Raw genomic sequence first — 16,531 nt, forward strand, 5'->3', positions numbered from 1 at the left:
GGAGCGAGCTTGCTCGCGAAAAAAAGGAGAGCGCCGCGGAGTGTCAGGCGCCCATCGCCATCGTTGACGACCATCGTCGGAACGCCGCCCGGAGCGAGCTCGCTCCTACAGGGTTATGAGGATTGCGCTGTTCCATTCACCAATGAGAACGGATGACGTCTTGAAATAATTAGTTGCCGGCTGGAACACAAAGCGGACGGAAGCGAGTCAGCGTGTCGCAGTTATCACGCTGCATTCTTGAATGCCAATTAGTTATTTTTCTCATTTGACAATAATTATCATTAAGCATAATTTGTCGCTCGATGTGCAGGACGCCCCCCCGGTTCATTCGCCGTCCCACTAACCTTTTGGCAGCAGGGTGATTTCCATGATGGAACCAGTATCCACAAGCAGGTGCGATACACCGCTACTTCAGGCATTCGTCGACAATCGACTGATTCTGGTGAAGATCGCAGCCCGAATTACCGGTTGCCGCTCACGTGCCGAAGATGTTGTGCAGGATGCATTCTTCCGGTTGCAATCGGCCCCGCCCATCACCAGTTCGATCAAGGCCCAGCTCAGCTACCTGTTCCAGATCGTGCGCAACCTGGCGATCGACCACTACCGCAAGCAGGCGCTGGAGCAGAAGTATTCCGGCCCTGAAGAGGAAGGGCTGAATGTGGTGATCCAGGGTGCGTCACCGGAAACCTCGCACATCAATTTCTCGACGCTGGAGCACATTGCCGATGCGTTGACCGAGTTGCCGAGCCGTACCCGCTACGCCTTCGAGATGTATCGGCTGCACGGCGTACCGCAAAAAGACATCGCCAAGGAACTCGGCGTCTCGCCGACCCTGGTGAACTTCATGATCCGCGATGCGTTGGTGCATTGCCGCAAGGTGTCGGGCAAGCGTGGCGATATGGCTGCTCGCCAATAAGATCCGGGATCTGCATCGCGCCCTTCGCGAGCAAGCCCGCTCCCACAGGGTCCTGCGAACACAGGACAAATGTGGGAGCGGCGGTGCGACGATTCGACTTGCTCGCGAAGGCTGACTCAAGACCACAACGAACCTTGAGTCTCACGCCTCAAGCCAGTCTGCACCGATAAAAAAACCGCTCCCGCCCCAACACCATCAGGGCCGCGCGTTTGTGCGGGAAGTCGAACTCTTTCTCGCAGTGAAAGCACTGCTCCTGCATGTACCCGATCATCTTTGCGTTATCGGCACGCGGCTCGGCAACCACGCGCTGCGTGCGCGGATCATCGAGAAACAGGTAATGCACCAGCGCCGATAACCAGCTCGCCACCTTGTGCGGACCGCGATGATGTTCTTCGCCCACCAGCATGTGAATGCCACGGTCGTAATCGCTGGCCTCGTAGAACGGCGCGATGCGATCTTCCCTGGCCCAGTAGGCTTCGAAATAAGCGAACGGCTGATCGTCGAAACAACCGATCAGCGTCAGCGTATGCGGGTCGGCTTCGAGTTTACTCAGGTATTGGCGATGCTGTTCGAGGCTGCCCTCCTCCTGCCAGAAACTGGCGACACGCGGGCTGTTCTGCCAGCGGTTGAAGCGCGCCAGGTCTTGCTCGATGTCCAGCGCGCGCAGGGAAACCCGGGCACCCAGCCGCGCATCGAAGCGTCGATACACTTCACCCCGGGGTTTGACCGGCCGCCGTGGATGACGCTTGCCATCAGTGATGAGCATTTGCTGTGGATAGCTGCCGGTCAGTGAATGCCCCAGCCACGGTTGCGGCAACTGCCAGAACAAGGTGCGCTCGCAGAGATACTGACCGCTGACGGAAGTCGCAATCAGCAGGCCGCTGAACACGGCTTCGTCCGGCACGTCTTGCAGTTGCCAGACCAGGCGCTGACAGTCGGAGTCGCGAGCGAACAGCCAGTAACAGGCCGCCCACAACGCCTGCCCTTCAGGGCGACTGAAATGCGCCTCCATTTGCACGTGCAACTCGGGGCCACGAATCAGCCGCAGGGTGAGCAACGGTTGCCCATCCAGACTGAGGCTCAGACGGCAATCGGTTTCATCAGCGGCAAGACGGCTGCCTGTCGGCAGGCACAGGGCAGTCAGGTCATTCAAATTGGGCATGGGTCGGGCTCACGATAATCGTCGACAGTTCAACGAAGTGACGTGAGCCACGGCAGGAAATTTAACAAAAGACCGTCAATTGGCGACTTGTGGCGCCAGTCCTTTGCGCGGGACTGGCACCAGAGCAATCTTGTACGGATCGAAAATCTTCAGCATCTGGCCGTTGTTCCGCAAGCCTTGCAATAACTTGCTGAAGGCCTCGCCACTGATAGGCGCGGTAGGACGCAGTATGGCGTAGTGGTGATAGATCTGGTCGACGCGCTGGGACACCAGCAATTCATCGGCGACTTTTTTATTGCGCAAGAAGTAGTCGCTCAGGTAGGAGCGCGTGACCAGGGCAATGTCGGCCCGGTCGCGTAATACCATCAGCAGATTGCTGTCATGGGAATAGGTCAGCGTGGCGTTGTAGTTTTTCGCGAGGTACTGGGGATCGGCATTGAAGTTGGCGAACTCGTAGTGATAGCCGCTGAACAGTGCCAGGCGCTTGCCGTTCAGGTCGGAAAAATAGCTTTGCTGTCGATCGGGCAGGCGTTGCGCGACAAAAATCTCGGCGTCTTCCAGCCCCATGTCGACGGCCGTGTGGGGGATCTCTTCCCAACCCCAGGCGGGATTTTCGAAGATGGCCATGTCGACCCGGCCCTGCTTGAAGTCACCGAAGCGCCGGGGAATGGAAGTGGGCACCAGGACAAACTGGTAGTCGCTTTGCGATGCATTCAGGGCCTCGACCAGTTGCGGCAGCAACCCGGTATCGGCCCCGGATTCCGGGCGCACGGTGTAGGGCGGAAAGTGCGCGGCACCAATGCGCACCAGTTGCGCAGCCTGGGATGGCATCATCGTTGACGCCGCAAACATCGACAGCAACAGCCGCGAGGCTGACCGAATTGGCGAACCCATCAAAACGACCCCACTCCCCAATAAAACAGCATCAATGCATTCAAGCTAGGCGGTTTCTTCCAGTTAGCCAGTTTAATGCTGACCAACACTAACTTATTGCCGGTCTTCCAGCACCAGAATCAACGCCTCATCGGCCAACTGATCAAGGCTCATGCTGCCGTCGGCACGAAACCAGGTGGTGGTCCAGGACAATGCGCCGGTCAGGAACCGCCGAGTGATAAACACATCGCCGCGGATAAAACCGGCGGTCTTGGCTTCACCCAGTACCTGCAGCCAGATGTCTTCGTAGATATCCCGCAGCGCCAGGACCTTCGCCTGGCCCTCTTCGGACAGCGAGCGCCATTCGTAGACCAGCACGGCCATGGCCTCGCCGCTGCCGCCCATGATCGACTGCAACTCACAGCGGATCAGCGCCAGCACCTGCTCGCGCACACTGCCGGCCTCGGCGATGGCCGCATGCATCAACGCGGTGTTGTAGCGAATGGTCTCCTCCATCACAGCCCGCAGGATTTCGTCCTTGCTCTTGAAGTGATGAAAAATGCTTCCGGACTGAATGCCCACGGCGCCGGCCAGGTCGCGCACGGTCGTGCGCTCATAGCCTTTATTGCGGAACAGGTGGGCCGCCACTTGCAGCAACTTGCCACGGGCGCTGTCCGGATCGGTCAATTGGCCGTCGTCGACCAATTGGCGCATGACCCTCAGGGCTTTTTGCTCGTCCACCCATTCTCTCCTACAGTCGATCAATCAGTAACGCCGATCCCCCCGAAAACACCGGAGTTGCGCGGGCAATTTAAGCTGACGGATGCAACCAAGCAAGCGCTTGGGCAGAAGATAATCAAGTCATTTACAAACCAAGCGCTTGCTTGGTAATGTCGACGCACTTCGGTTGGAGGTGGCTATGGAATGGACTGCGCCTAAAACAATTCGCATCGGTTGCGCCAGCGCCTTCTGGGGCGATACCTCGACCGCTGCCGCGCAACTGGTGGAACAGGGGCATCTGGATTATCTGGTCTTCGATTACCTGGCGGAAATCACCCTGTCGATCATGGCCGGCGCGCGGATGAAAGATCCCCGGGCCGGCTATGCGGGCGACTTCATCGAAGTGCTCGCGCCCTTGCTGCCGCAGCTCGCGCAGCAAAACATCCGGGTTATCAGTAATGCTGGCGGGGTCAATCCCCAAGCCTGCGCCGCCGCCCTGCAAGCGGCCTGCGACAAGGCCGGGGTGGCGCTGAAGATCGCCGTGCTGCTGGGTGATGACCTGCAGCCGCAATTCAAACAGCTGGCCAACCTGGGCATTCATGAAATGTTCAGCGGCGCGCCCCTGCCATCGATGTGCGTCTCGACCAACGCCTACCTCGGCGCACCCGGCATTGTCGAAGCCCTGCGCCTGGGGGCGGACATCGTGATCACCGGGCGCGTGGTCGACAGCGCGGTGGTCAGCGCCGCGCTGGTGCATGAGTTCGGCTGGTCATGGCACGACTACGACAAGCTCGCCCAGGCGGCATTGGCCGGGCACATCATCGAATGCGGCGCCCAATGCACGGGCGGCAACTTCACCGACTGGCGCGACGTCCCCGACTACGAACACATCGGATTTCCCATCGTCGAAGTCAGCGCCGACAGCCAGTTCATCGTCAGCAAACCCGAAGGTACCGGCGGGCTGGTCACGCCGCTGACGGTGGGCGAACAGATGCTGTATGAAATCGGTGACCCACGTGCCTACCTGCTGCCCGACGTGGTGTGCGATTTCACTCAGGTCAAATTGCTGCAACAAGGCAGGAACGCGGTGCAGGTGCACGGCGCCAAAGGCCTGGCGCCGACCGCTCAATACAAGGTCAGCGCCACGTACCCCGATGGATTCCGCTGCACCGCCAGTTGCCTGATCGCCGGCATCGATGCCGTCGACAAGGCGCGGCGAGTCGGTGATGCGATCATCAACAAGACCTCGGAAATGTTCCGCCAGCGCGGCTGGGCGCCGTACAGCGACGTGAGTATCGAGTTGCTGGGCAGCGAGGCCACCTACGGCCCCCACGGCCAGCGTCAGGACAGTCGCGAAGTGGTGATCAAACTCGCGGTGCGCCATCCGGACAAGCAGGCATTGATCGTGTTCTCCCGGGAAATCGCCCAGGCCGCCACCGGCATGGCGCCCGGGCTGACCGGCATTGTCGGTGGCCGGCCGACGGTGTATCCGCTGATCCGGCTGTTCTCGTTCCTGATCGACAAAACCGCCTGCACGCTGGACATTGATTGCATGGGCCAGCGCCACCCGTGTGCCCTGCCCGCCCTCGATGTGCTCGACCCGCTGGACCTGCCAGCCCCGTTCGCCCCGCCGCAACCGGTTGGCCTGGCCGATGCCAGCGTGGCCCTGGTCAAACTGGCGGTCGCCCGCTCTGGCGACAAGGGCAACCACAGCAACATCGGCGTCATGGCCCGCGCGCCCGAATTCCTGCCATGGATTGCCGAAGCCTTGACCCCGGAAGTGATCGTCGACTGGATGGGCCACGTCCTCGATCCAATCCACGGGCGGGTCGAACGCTGGTACTTGCCCGCCAGCCACAGCCTGAATTTCCTGCTGGAAAACGCCCTCGGCGGCGGCGGTGTCGCCAGCCTGCGCATCGATCCGCAAGGCAAGGCTTTCGCCCAGCAACTGCTGGAAATCCAGATCCCGGTGCCGCAGCGCATCGCCGACCAGTTCAACTAGAGGATTGCCGCCATGGCCTACGATTCGATTTTCAAAGCCGATTTGTTTGCCGGCCAAAACATCATCGTCACCGGTGGCGGCAGTGGCATCGGCCGCTGCACCGCCCACGAACTGGCGGCCCTCGGTGCCCATGTGCTGCTGGTCGGGCGCAAGGCCGACAAGCTCAAAACCGTTGCAGCGGAGATCGCCGACGACGGCGGCAAGGCCGACTGGGCGGTTTGCGACATCCGCGAGGAAGAACCAGTGCAGCACCTGGTCAGCGAATTGATCCGCAAGCATGGCCCCATTCATGGCCTGGTCAACAATGCGGGCGGGCAGTACCCGTCGCCCCTGGCCTCGATCAATCAGAAGGGTTTCGAAACGGTGATGCGCACCAACCTGGTGGGCGGTTTCCTGATGGCCCGGGAAGTGTTCAACCAGTCCATGAGCCAGCACGGCGGCGCCATCGTCAACATGCTCGCCGACATGTGGGGCGGCATGCCCGGTATGGGCCACTCCGGTGCGGCACGTTCGGGCATGGACAACCTGACCAAGACCGCCGCTTACGAATGGGGTCATGCCGGGGTGCGGGTCAACGCCGTGGCGCCGGGCTGGATTGCCTCCAGCGGCATGGACACCTACGAAGGAGCGTTCAAGGCTGCGATTCCGACCTTGCGCGAACACGTGCCGCTCAAGCGCATCGGCACCGAATCGGAAGTCAGCGCGGCGATTGTTTTCCTGCTCAGCCCCGCAGCGGCGTTTGTCAGCGGCAGCACCTTGCGCATCGACGGCGCCGCCAGCCTCGGCGGTCGCGCCTGGCCGATCCATAAAGCGACCAACAGCCAGTCGTACAACGGTTTCCACCGCGCCTACATACCAGACGTATTGAAGGACAAGGAATAACCCATGCCGGTGATTCAGTCGTTACTCGATCCCCACAGCGAGCCGTTCGCCCAGAACCATGCGGCGATGCTGAGCGCCATCGAGCAAGTTCGCGTGCTCGAACAGAACCTGCTGAACAAGGCTGCCGAAGCCAAGCCGAAGTTCGAAAAACGCAGCCAACTGCTGCCTCGCGAGCGTCTCAACCTGCTGCTGGACCCCGGCGCGCCGTTTCTCGAACTGGCGAGCCTGGCCGGCTACAAGCTGCACGACGACAAGGATGGCAGCTCCGCCGGTGGCGGCTTGATCGCCGGGATCGGCTACGTGTCCGGCGTGCGTGTGCTGGTAGTCGCCAACAACAGCGCGATCAGGGGCGGGACCATCTCCCCCAGCGGCTTGAAAAAATCCCTGCGCCTGCAACAGATCGCCATGGAAAACAAACTGCCGGTGATCACCCTCGCCGAAAGCGGCGGTGCCAACCTCAATTACGCGGCGGAGATTTTCGTCGAAGGCGCGCGCAGCTTTGCCAATCAGGCGCGGATGTCAGCCATGGGGTTGCCGCAGATCACCGTGGTGCACGGCTCGGCCACTGCGGGCGGTGCCTATCAGCCGGGATTGTCGGATTACGTGGTGGTGGTGCGCGGCAAGGCCAAGCTGTTTCTCGCCGGCCCACCATTGCTCAAGGCCGCCACCGGCGAGGTCGCCACCGATGAAGAACTGGGCGGCGCCGAGATGCACGCACAAACCGCCGGCACCGCCGAATACCTGGCTGAAAACGACGCTGACGGCGTGCGTCAGGTGCGCGAGATCGTCGCCTTGCTGCCGTGGAACGAGCAGTTGCCCCCACTCCCCGAACGTCGCTGGGAGGAGCCGCTCTACCCCATCGACGAACTGCTGGGCCTGATCCCGGATGACCCGAAAAAACCCTACGACGTGCGCGAAATCATCGCCCGTCTCGCCGACGCTTCGAACTTTCTAGAGTTCAAGGGCGAGTTCGATCAGCAGACTGTGTGCGGTCATCTGAAAATCCAGGGCCGCGCCTGTGGCTTCATCGGCAACAACGGCCCGATCACGCCAAAAGGCGCGAGCAAGGCCGCCCAGTTCATCCAGCTGTGCGACCAGAGCCAGACGCCGCTGCTGTTTTTCCACAACACCACCGGGTTCATGGTCGGCACCGAATCGGAACAGCAAGGGGTGATCAAGCACGGCGCGAAGATGATTCAGGCGGTGGCCAACGCCCGGGTGCCGAAGCTGACCATCGTCGTCGGTGGCTCCTACGGCGCCGGCAACTATGCAATGTGCGGTCGCGGCCTCGACCCGCGTTTCATCTTCGCCTGGCCCAACAGCCGCACCGCCGTGATGGGTGGTGCACAAGCGGGCAAGGTACTGCGCATCGTCACCGAGGCCAAACAGGCCAAGGACGGCCTGGTGCCCGATCCGAAAATGCTCGACATGCTCGAACAGGTCACCGCGCAGAAACTCGACAGCCAGTCCACGGCGCTCTACGGCAGCGCCAACCTCTGGGATGACGGTTTGATCGACCCGCGCGATACCCGGACCTTGCTTGGTTATCTGCTGGATATCTGTCACGAGGCCCAGGTGCGGCCATTGCAAGCCAACAGTTTTGGCGTAGCCCGGCTCTAGGCCCGCTCAAGGAGAACAATAAAAATGATCTTCACCCAGGAACACGAAGCACTGCGCCGCACCGTGCGCCAGTTCGTCGAACACGAGATCAACCCGCACGTTGAGGAGTGGGAAAAGGCCGGACGCTTCCCCATCCACGAAATCTTCCGCAAGGCCGGCGACCTCGGCTTGCTGGGCATATCCAAACCGGAAAAATTCGGCGGCATGGGGCTCGACTACAGCTATTCGATCGTCGCTGCCGAAGAGTTCGGCACCATTCATTGCGGCGGCGTACCGATGTCCATCGGCGTGCAGACCGACATGTGCACCCCGGCGCTGGCCCGGTTCGGCTCCGATGAGCTGCGCGAGGAATTCCTGCGCCCGGCCATCAGCGGAGAGCAGGTCGGCTGCATCGGCGTCTCTGAAGTCGGTGCCGGCTCCGATGTCGCCGGGCTGAAAACCACGGCGCGCAAGGACGGTGACGACTACGTGATCAACGGCAGCAAGATGTGGATCACCAACTCGCCGAGCGCCGATTTCATCTGCCTGCTGGCCAACACCTCGGACGACAAACCGCACATCAACAAGTCGCTGATCATGGTGCCGATGAACACGCCGGGCATCAGCTTGAGCTCGCACCTGGACAAGCTCGGCATGCGCAGCTCGGAAACCGCTCAGGTGTTTTTCGACAATGTGCGCGTACCGCAGCGCAACCGCATCGGCCATGAAGGCGCGGGGTTCATGATGCAGATGCTGCAGTTCCAGGAGGAACGCCTGTTCGGCGCGTCCAACATGATCAAGGGCCTGGAGTACTGCGTCGACAGCACCATCGAATACTGCAAGGAGCGAAAAACCTTCGGCAACGCGCTGATCGACAATCAGGTGATCCACTTCCGCCTCGCTGAACTGCAAACCGAAATCGAATGCCTGCGGGCGCTGGTCTATCAGGCTACCGAGCAATACATCAAAGGCCAGGACGTCACGCGCCTGGCCTCCATGGCCAAGCTCAAGGCCGGGCGACTGGGCCGCGAAGTCAGCGACAGTTGCCTGCAATACTGGGGCGGCATGGGCTTCATGTGGGACAACCCGGTGGCCCGGGCTTACCGCGATGTACGGCTGGTGTCGATCGGCGGCGGCGCCGACGAAATCATGCTGGGGATCATCTGCAAACTGATGGGCATTCTGCCGGGGAAAAAGAAATGAACAACCTGCCGGTTTGCCAGACCTTACTGCTGGAGCTGCACAATGGCGTGCTGCACATCACCCTCAACCGCCCGGAATGCCGCAATGCGATGAGCTTGCAGATGGTCGCCGAGTTGCGCTCGGTGCTGGCCGCGGTACGTGATAAACCCGGGGTTCGCGCACTGGTGATCGGCGGCGTCGGTGGGCACTTCTGTGCCGGCGGCGACCTCAAGGACATGGCCAACGCCCGCGCTCAAGGCTCGACTGCGCACCGGGATCTGAACCGGGTGTTCGGCGCGCTATTGCAAGAGGTGCAACACGCACCGCAAGTGGTGATCACGGTGCTGCAGGGTGCGGTGCTCGGCGGCGGTCTCGGCCTGGCCTGCGTCAGCGATATCGCCCTGGCCGATCACCAGGCGCAATTCGGCCTGCCGGAAACCAGCCTCGGCCTGTTGCCTGCGCAGATAGCGCCGTTCGTGGTGCAACGCATTGGCTTGACCCAGACCCGGCGCCTGGCCCTGACAGCGGCGCGTTTTGATGGTCACCAGGCACGGCGCATGGGGCTGGTGCATTTTGTCGAGCACGATCCGCAGGCCCTGGCCGAACGTCTCGATGAGGTGTTGGCCCACGTGTTGTGTTGTGCGCCGGGGGCGAATGCGGCGACCAAAAAACTCTTGCTGGCCAGTGCCGGACAGCCGTCGGATGAGTTGCTTGATCAAGCGGCTGAATGGTTCAGCGAGGCAGTCACCGGAGCCGAAGGCATCGAGGGAACGATGGCCTTCGTGCAAAAGCGCAAACCGGGGTGGGCCTCCTGAAAAGCTTCGTCGGAACGCCGCCCGGAGCAAGCCCGCTCCCACACTGGATTTATGTCGTTCATAAACCCTGTGGGAGCGGGCTTGCTCGCGAAGAGGCCCGAACAGACATCGCAAAACCAAGGGAACAACCCATGCCCGGACTCAAAAAAATCCTCATCGCCAACCGCGGTGAAATCGCCTGTCGCATCCAGCGTACGGCCCAGGCGCTGGGCTATCGCACGGTCGCCGTGTTCAGCGACGCCGATGCCGATGCACTGCACGTGCGGATGGCCGACGAGGCGGTCAACATCGGTCCGGCCCCGGTGCAACAGTCTTACCTGAACATCCAGGCCATCCTCGACGCAGCCCGGCGCACGGGCGCGGATGCGATCCATCCGGGCTACGGTTTCCTCTCGGAAAACGCCGGGTTTGCCCTTGCCTGCCGGGACGCCGGCATCACCTTCATCGGCCCCAGCCCCGAGGCCATCGAACTGATGGGCAGCAAGCGCCTATCGAAGATCGCCATGATCGAAGCCGGTGTGCCGTGCATCAACGGCTATCAAGGCGCCGGACAGGACGACGCCACCTTGAGCCGCGAAGCCGAGCGCATCGGCTACCCATTGATGATCAAGGCCAGCGCCGGCGGCGGTGGACGCGGCATGCGCCTGGTGCACGACGCCAGCCACTTGCTGGAACAGATTCGTACCGCGCGCTCCGAAGCCCTGAACGGTTTTGGCAGCGGCGAACTGATTCTCGAACAGGCACTGGTCGAACCCCGTCACGTCGAGATCCAGCTGTTCGGTGATCGGCATGGCAACCTGATTTACCTCGGCGAGCGCGATTGCTCGGTGCAGCGCCGGCATCAGAAAGTCATCGAGGAAGCGCCCTGCCCGGTGATGACCGCTGAGCTGCGCCAAGCCATGGGCGAGGCGGCGCTCAAGGCCGGGCGAGCGGTGAAGTACGTCGGCGCGGGCACCGTGGAGTTTTTGCTGGATGCGCGCGGGCAGTTCTATTTCCTGGAGATGAACACCCGACTGCAAGTGGAGCACCCGGTCACCGAACTGATCACCGGGCTGGACCTGGTGGCCTGGCAGTTGAATATCGCCGAAGGGCAACCATTGCCGCTGCGCCAGGAACAGGTGCAACTCAAGGGCCACGCCATGGAAGTGCGCCTGTATGCCGAAGACCCGGCCCAGGGTTTCCTGCCGCAAACCGGGCGCGTCGTGGCCTGGGAACCGGCATCGCAGGACGGCGTGCGGATCGACCACGGCCTGATCGAAGGCCAGGTCATCAGTCCATTCTACGACCCGATGCTCGGCAAGCTCATCGCCCACGGTGCCACCCGCGAAGAAGCCCGGCGCAAATTGCTGCGGGCCGTGCAAGACAGCGTGTTGCTGGGGCTGCCAAGCAATCAACGCCTGCTTGCCAGCCTGCTGGAACACCCGCAGTTCGCCAGCGGTGATTTCAGTACCGGTTTCATCCCGCAGTATTTCGCCGACCACGCCTGCCTGCATCCCGAAACCCCAAGCTCGCACCACTTGGCCATCGCCGCCGCCCTGTTCTATCAGGCTGCGGCACAGGCTCACCCGGCCCCGCTTGGCGGTTGGCGCAACAACGCCAGCGTGCCGCTGCACTATCGCATCGGCCTTGAAGATCAGGACTGGCCGGTAGCGTTGCAGGCGACCCCGGGCCAACCGATGCGCATTCAGGTCGCCGAGCGCAGCCTCGAACTGAAGATCATTCACAGCGACGGACGCTGGGTCACCCTGGAAATCGAAGGCGTTCGCCAACGCCACGCTTATCGCCTGGAGGCCGGGCGTCTCTGGCTGTTTACCCGGCCGGGGAGTCTGCAGTTCATGGATCGCACTCAGGCGCAGGTCCGCAGCCAGGCCAATATCAGCTCCGGCACCCTCAAGGCACCGATGGACGGGGCGATTGTCGACGTCCTCGTCAACGAAGGCAGCCAGGTGACCAAGGGCCAACTGCTGGTGGTACTGGAGGCGATGAAAATGGAGCACCCATTGAAGTCGGGCATCGACGGTGTTCTCAAACGCTTGCAAGTCAAAGTCGGGGATCAGGTGAAAAACCGGCAGATTCTGTTGGAGGTCGAATAAGGCGCTAGGCGGAACTGCCGGGTTTGGCTACGCTCAAACCCTACAGGACGCGGATACCAGGAACCCTGCAATGCCTCATTGGCTGGTCATTGATCTGGAGGCCACCACCGATGAGGGTGGATGGCCCGTAACAGATATGGAAATCATTGAAATCGGTGCCACCCTGGTGGACCGCAAGGGACGCGAACTGGACCAGTTCCAGCGCTTCGTCCGGCCTTTGCGGCGGCCGTTGCTGACGCCGTTTTGCCGCGAGCTGACGCACATTACCCAAGCCAACATCGATGCCGCGCAACCGCTGGGCGAAGTCTGGCCGGCGTTTGAACGCTGGCTCGGCCAACACCACACGCGACTTGAAGGCTGGGTCAGTTGGGGCGATTACGATCGCAAACAACTGCTTCAGGATTGGCAGCAGCTGGGACTCGCCAGCGTGCTGGCCAACGTGCCGCACATGAACCTCAAGCAGCGCTTTGCCAAGGCTCGACGCCTGGAGCGCCCGCTGGGGCTCAACGGCGCCCTGCAACTGGCCGGCCTGCAGTTCACCGGCCAGCAACACCGGGCGCTGGAAGATGCGCGCAATACCGCACGCCTGCTGCCGCTGGTTCTTCCGCTTTAGACAGGTGACGACTCCCGGGGCCTTGTGCATACTGGCCGGCCCTTTTTAGCCCTTTTCGAGGAATCGCCCATGTTTAAAGTCAACGAGTACTTCGACGGCACCGTCAAGTCGATCGCCTTTGGCACCGCAGAAGGTCCAGCGACCATCGGCGTCATGGCTCCGGGCGAGTACGAATTCGGCACCAGCCAGCGTGAAATCATGCACGTGGTCAGCGGCGCATTGACCGTCATGCTGCCAGACAGCAGCGACTGGGAAACCTTCGCCGCCGGCAGCCAGTTCAACGTACCGGCCAACAGCAAGTTCCAGCTGAAAGTCGCCGTCGACACCGCTTACCTGTGCGAATACCGCGGCTAAGCCTGCGGGGCCTCAACCAAAAAAGTCGCCGCAATAAAAAATGCCCGTGTTTTTCGACACGGGCATTTTTTATTCTGCGCAAAATTACTCGAGGATCTCCACCGGCATGCCGACTTCCAGTCGACCGTTGCCGTCGTTGACCAGGTTCTGGCCGAACATTGCGCCGTCTGCCTGGGAACGGTATTTCTGCAAGGTGGCCAAGGGTTCGCGGTCGTCACTACGCTCCCCTGTCTGCGGGTCGATGGTAGTCAGGATACAGCGCGAACAGGACTTGACCACGCGGAACTCGACCTCGCCGATACGGATACGCTTCCAGCCGTCCTCGGCGAACGCTTCACTGCCTTCGATCACCAGGTTTGGCCGGAAACGCAGCATCTCCAACGGACGCCCGACCTGTTGCGACAAGTCCTCGAGAGAGGCCTGGCCAATCAGCAGCAGCGGATAGCCATCGGCGAACGCCACCTGGTCGTCATCCTTGCCGTAGCCGGCCTCCGTCATCCGCGCCCGATCCAGCGGCACCTGGACCAGGCGTGTCGGTTTTCCGATGAACTGGCTGACCCAGGCCCCTGCTTCATCGCCTGCATCGGGGACTCGCAAGGTATCGCGCCAGATCGTCACGCCACGCAGTTGTGCATCGTTACCGGGCAAGGCTATGTCGATCGGCGAATGGCCGGGCGCGCTAAGGGTCAAGCCGCCCTCGGCATTCCACAGCGCCGACAACTGGCTCATCTGCGCCACCGCACGCTGGGTCAGGAAACGACCGCTGGCCTCGTCCACCAGCATCCAGCGGCGATCGCCGTCCAGCCCGAGTTTATCGAGACCGATCGCTTGCAAGGTCTCGCCCTTGGCGGACTTCAACGGATAACGATACAGCGCGCTCAGACGCAACATGGCCAGCTCCCTGGGAGGTAAAAACGCCACCCTATACGAGCTTTACAACCGAATCAAAGACTGACGATCAGACACCGCAAACCTGTGGGAGCGGGCTTGCTCGCGAAGGCGGTGTGTCAGTCGATAACAATGCCAACTGTCACACCGCCTTCGCGAGCAAGCCCGCTCCCACAATTGTGCAGACCCGCTTAGGCCGGTACTTCGTCAAGCATCAGGCGCTGGCGCACCACGTCGACAAGTTTGTCCGGCTGGAACTTGGAGAGGAAATTGTCGCAGCCGACCTTTTTCACCATCGAGTCGTTGAAGCTGCCGGACAGCGAGGTGTGCAGCACCACGTACAAGCCGCGCAGGCGCGGGTCGTTGCGGATTTCGGTGGTCAGGCGATAGCCATCCATTTCCGGCATTTCCGCATCGGTAAAGACCATCAGCAGTTTTTCGGTCATGCCAACGCCGGTATCAGCCCAGGCCTTGAGCATGTTCAAGGCCTTCAACCCGTCGCTGGCGATGTGCATCTTCACGCCGAGCTGTCCCAGGGTATCGCGCAATTGCGCCAGGGCCACGTTCGAGTCATCCACCAGCAGCACCTCTCGGCCACGGGCGCGTTCCAGCACCGGATCCTCGAGCTTGTCGCGGGAGACCTTGGCGTTGTACGGGACGATTTCGGCCAGGACCTTTTCGACGTCGATGATTTCCACCAGTTGATCATCGACCTTGCTGATGGCCGTCAGGTAGTGCTGGCGGCCGGCGCTGCTCGGGGGCGGCAGGATGGCTTCCCAGTTCATGTTGACGATCCGGTCCACGCCACCGACCAGGAAGGCCTGAACCGAACGGTTGTACTCGGTGACGATAATCGTGCTGCCAGGCCCCGGCACCAACGGGCGCATGCCAATGGCCTGGGACAGGTCGATCACCGGCAAGGTCTGGCCACGCAGGTTGACCACGCCGCACACAAAAGGATGGCGCTGCGGCATCAGCGTCAACTTTGGCAACTGCAGGACTTCCTGCACTTTAAAGACGTTGATCGCGAACAATTGCCGTCCGGCGAGCCGGAACATGAGAATTTCCAGGCGATTCTCACCCACCAATTGCGTGCGTTGGTCTACCGTGTCGAGAATGCCGGCCATCAATGACTCCTGGTCTTGTTCGGATGAATTCACTTAAAGAAGGTTATCGGCTGTTTTTGCCGAAGCTTGACCCGTTCTAAAATGCCACGCCGCGCATTGATGTCATATTAACATCATGCTTTACTAGCACCGTGATTCCATCTGCTGCACCTCTGCGTCACGCGACCATGGTTCGCGCGAAAGGTTCCCCTGTGTAAGGGATTCCCCTATCAACAATCAGGTGCAACCTGATATTCGCAATATCCAATAGCCATTAATGTGACGCCATTCTCATTGCATGAACGGAGTCAGGCTTTTGTGTGCGATCGCAAGTAAGTGGCCAACCACCCTCTCGTGTTCCCCAGCCTGCCTCCGGGCCAGCCGCAGCTCGTTCACCCGACGACTCGGCAATGCCGGGGTTCCGACCGCCCTTGTCGACACACACGATATCCCCTCATTTGAAATGACGTTGTGGAGATAAGTATGCCGAACGACCGTAAAGAGTGGGCCCAGCGGCTCCCCGAGTTTCTCGTCGAAGCTGAAACACTCCTGGCTAAAACCGAGGAATGCCTGAGTCATCTGCAATTGATCAGCAATGACAAGGACGCCATCGACTGCATGCTCAGCATACTGCTCAAGCTGGCCAACAAGGCCGATGCCCTGGCGTTGGCGGCCGTGTCTGAATTTTCTCTGCATATTCATGGCCTGCTGAACCACGCCCAGAACACCATGAGCCTGCACGACGAGGCGCTGAGTGCCCTGAAAGACTGCCTGACCCTGATTGCCTGGCAACTCGAACTCATCGACCAGACCACCGGACAGCTCAGTCTCGACGACAGCGAGCAGGTTACCCTGATCGAAGCCTTTGCCTTTCAGGTCGGGCAAAGCCGATTTCGACCACCGGTCAATTCCAGGCCTTTCACCCTCGTATCCTATTCGGAACGACAGGCCTGAACTTGCCAAACCATGCCGTATGGCGTGTTTTAGTTATCAATACCGCGCTGTAACTTGAGTGCGCACATGTCGCAAATGAATACTCCATAGCTATAAGCGACAGCTTTTAACAACCACTATTGCCCATCGACAATTGCGTGCCTGTCTTGACCAGGGCATTGCCTGGTATCAACAACAAAACCCAGGGGCAATCGGCATTTTGCGACGGCAACAACCAACTTGTTCCATTATGGAACCGTCGTCCAGACGAGTGGGTTCCTGACTTTTCGGACATACATACGGACGCGACCAACGGTATCTTAAGTGCTACTATGCCGCCTGTTAGTTGACGCCAATTAATGGCAGTGTGAATTCAGCCGGATACAGCTCGCT

General features: G+C 60.9%; 15 protein-coding genes. 10 read left to right on the plus strand and 5 right to left on the minus strand.

What is annotated here, in order from left to right; genetic code table 11:
* The first annotated feature begins 367 nt into the window (after window positions 1-367).
* A complete protein-coding gene (locus tag AC3IT6_RS20705; RefSeq protein WP_046040580.1) occupies window positions 368-916 on the plus strand; it encodes an RNA polymerase factor sigma-70 in 549 nt (182 codons plus the stop codon).
* A gap of 148 nt (window positions 917-1,064) precedes the next feature.
* On the opposite strand, the gene AC3IT6_RS20710 is transcribed toward AC3IT6_RS20705, so the two are convergent.
* The 3 genes from AC3IT6_RS20710 to AC3IT6_RS20720 all read right to left on the minus strand — a co-directional run bounded on the left by AC3IT6_RS20710 (window position 1,065) and on the right by AC3IT6_RS20720 (window position 3,692).
* A complete protein-coding gene (locus tag AC3IT6_RS20710; protein ID WP_489352425.1) occupies window positions 1,065-2,078 on the minus strand; it encodes a GNAT family N-acetyltransferase in 1,014 nt (337 codons plus the stop codon).
* A gap of 75 nt (window positions 2,079-2,153) precedes the next feature.
* Window positions 2,154-2,972: a substrate-binding periplasmic protein gene (locus AC3IT6_RS20715; protein ID WP_489352427.1), complete on the minus strand. Its 819-nt coding sequence runs from the start codon at window positions 2,970-2,972 to the stop codon at window positions 2,154-2,156.
* A 93-nt stretch (window positions 2,973-3,065) separates the two neighbouring features.
* Entirely contained in the window at window positions 3,066-3,692 is a 627-nt protein-coding gene (locus AC3IT6_RS20720; RefSeq protein ID WP_458370155.1) for a TetR/AcrR family transcriptional regulator, read from the minus strand.
* A 178-nt stretch (window positions 3,693-3,870) separates the two neighbouring features.
* Between AC3IT6_RS20720 and AC3IT6_RS20725 the strand changes: the two genes are divergently transcribed.
* The 8 genes from AC3IT6_RS20725 to ppnP all read left to right on the plus strand — a co-directional run bounded on the left by AC3IT6_RS20725 (window position 3,871) and on the right by ppnP (window position 13,211).
* Window positions 3,871-5,673 carry an acyclic terpene utilization AtuA family protein gene (locus AC3IT6_RS20725; RefSeq protein ID WP_489352429.1) on the plus strand — a complete coding sequence of 601 codons (1,803 nt, stop codon included), beginning with the start codon at window positions 3,871-3,873 and terminating at the stop codon, window positions 5,671-5,673.
* A gap of 12 nt (window positions 5,674-5,685) precedes the next feature.
* On the plus strand, window positions 5,686-6,555 hold the full coding sequence (locus AC3IT6_RS20730; RefSeq protein WP_150755986.1) for an SDR family oxidoreductase: 870 nt from the start codon (window positions 5,686-5,688) through the stop codon (window positions 6,553-6,555).
* A 3-nt stretch (window positions 6,556-6,558) separates the two neighbouring features.
* Complete coding sequence (atuC, locus tag AC3IT6_RS20735; RefSeq protein ID WP_489352432.1) at window positions 6,559-8,175, plus strand: geranyl-CoA carboxylase subunit beta; 1,617 nt, start codon at window positions 6,559-6,561, stop codon at window positions 8,173-8,175.
* 24 nt (window positions 8,176-8,199) lie between these two features.
* Window positions 8,200-9,357, plus strand: a complete 1,158-nt coding sequence (atuD, locus tag AC3IT6_RS20740) for a citronellyl-CoA dehydrogenase (RefSeq protein WP_489352434.1) — start codon at window positions 8,200-8,202, stop codon at window positions 9,355-9,357.
* Window positions 9,354-10,151, plus strand: coding sequence for an enoyl-CoA hydratase/isomerase family protein (locus AC3IT6_RS20745; protein ID WP_489352436.1), 798 nt, complete (start codon window positions 9,354-9,356; stop codon window positions 10,149-10,151). The genes atuD and AC3IT6_RS20745 overlap by 4 nt, the downstream gene beginning before the upstream one ends.
* Window positions 10,152-10,282: 131 nt before the next feature.
* Entirely contained in the window at window positions 10,283-12,244 is a 1,962-nt protein-coding gene (locus AC3IT6_RS20750; RefSeq protein WP_489352438.1) for an acetyl/propionyl/methylcrotonyl-CoA carboxylase subunit alpha, read from the plus strand.
* Window positions 12,245-12,314: 70 nt separating this feature from the next.
* Window positions 12,315-12,857, plus strand: coding sequence for a 3'-5' exonuclease (locus tag AC3IT6_RS20755; protein ID WP_489352440.1), 543 nt, complete (start codon window positions 12,315-12,317; stop codon window positions 12,855-12,857).
* A gap of 69 nt (window positions 12,858-12,926) precedes the next feature.
* The gene (ppnP, locus tag AC3IT6_RS20760; RefSeq protein ID WP_095946252.1) at window positions 12,927-13,211 is read left to right on the plus strand and encodes a pyrimidine/purine nucleoside phosphorylase; all 285 of its coding nucleotides are present in this window, start codon (window positions 12,927-12,929) and stop codon (window positions 13,209-13,211) included.
* Between the two features lie 84 nt (window positions 13,212-13,295).
* Here ppnP and AC3IT6_RS20765 read toward each other — a convergent pair whose 3' ends face one another.
* Together AC3IT6_RS20765 and AC3IT6_RS20770 are read right to left on the minus strand one after the other, a co-directional pair.
* A complete protein-coding gene (locus tag AC3IT6_RS20765) occupies window positions 13,296-14,102 on the minus strand; it encodes an MOSC domain-containing protein (RefSeq protein ID WP_489352442.1) in 807 nt (268 codons plus the stop codon).
* A 188-nt stretch (window positions 14,103-14,290) separates the two neighbouring features.
* Window positions 14,291-15,226 carry a chemotaxis protein CheV gene (locus AC3IT6_RS20770; protein ID WP_150726327.1) on the minus strand — a complete coding sequence of 312 codons (936 nt, stop codon included), beginning with the start codon at window positions 15,224-15,226 and terminating at the stop codon, window positions 14,291-14,293.
* A gap of 462 nt (window positions 15,227-15,688) precedes the next feature.
* On the opposite strand from AC3IT6_RS20770, the gene AC3IT6_RS20775 reads away from it, so the two are divergent.
* Window positions 15,689-16,159 (plus strand): hypothetical protein, encoded by a 471-nt coding sequence (locus AC3IT6_RS20775; RefSeq protein WP_150726326.1) that lies wholly within the window; start codon window positions 15,689-15,691, stop codon window positions 16,157-16,159.
* The last annotated feature ends 372 nt before the right edge of the window (window positions 16,160-16,531 follow it).

The sequence above is a fragment of the Pseudomonas sp. KH_017 genome (genome assembly GCF_057840285.1).

Coding starts and splice junctions, on each gene's coding strand:
- AC3IT6_RS20705 (WP_046040580.1), top strand. CDS start 368: ATGATGGAACCAGTATCCACAAGCAGGTGCGATACACCGCTACTTCAG.
- AC3IT6_RS20710 (WP_489352425.1), bottom strand. CDS start 2,078: ATGCCCAATTTGAATGACCTGACTGCCCTGTGCCTGCCGACAGGCAGC.
- AC3IT6_RS20715 (WP_489352427.1), bottom strand. CDS start 2,972: ATGGGTTCGCCAATTCGGTCAGCCTCGCGGCTGTTGCTGTCGATGTTT.
- AC3IT6_RS20725 (WP_489352429.1), top strand. CDS start 3,871: ATGGAATGGACTGCGCCTAAAACAATTCGCATCGGTTGCGCCAGCGCC.
- AC3IT6_RS20730 (WP_150755986.1), top strand. CDS start 5,686: ATGGCCTACGATTCGATTTTCAAAGCCGATTTGTTTGCCGGCCAAAAC.
- atuC (WP_489352432.1), top strand. CDS start 6,559: ATGCCGGTGATTCAGTCGTTACTCGATCCCCACAGCGAGCCGTTCGCC.
- atuD (WP_489352434.1), top strand. CDS start 8,200: ATGATCTTCACCCAGGAACACGAAGCACTGCGCCGCACCGTGCGCCAG.
- AC3IT6_RS20745 (WP_489352436.1), top strand. CDS start 9,354: ATGAACAACCTGCCGGTTTGCCAGACCTTACTGCTGGAGCTGCACAAT.
- AC3IT6_RS20750 (WP_489352438.1), top strand. CDS start 10,283: ATGCCCGGACTCAAAAAAATCCTCATCGCCAACCGCGGTGAAATCGCC.
- AC3IT6_RS20755 (WP_489352440.1), top strand. CDS start 12,315: ATGCCTCATTGGCTGGTCATTGATCTGGAGGCCACCACCGATGAGGGT.
- ppnP (WP_095946252.1), top strand. CDS start 12,927: ATGTTTAAAGTCAACGAGTACTTCGACGGCACCGTCAAGTCGATCGCC.
- AC3IT6_RS20765 (WP_489352442.1), bottom strand. CDS start 14,102: ATGTTGCGTCTGAGCGCGCTGTATCGTTATCCGTTGAAGTCCGCCAAG.
- AC3IT6_RS20770 (WP_150726327.1), bottom strand. CDS start 15,226: ATGGCCGGCATTCTCGACACGGTAGACCAACGCACGCAATTGGTGGGT.
- AC3IT6_RS20775 (WP_150726326.1), top strand. CDS start 15,689: ATGCCGAACGACCGTAAAGAGTGGGCCCAGCGGCTCCCCGAGTTTCTC.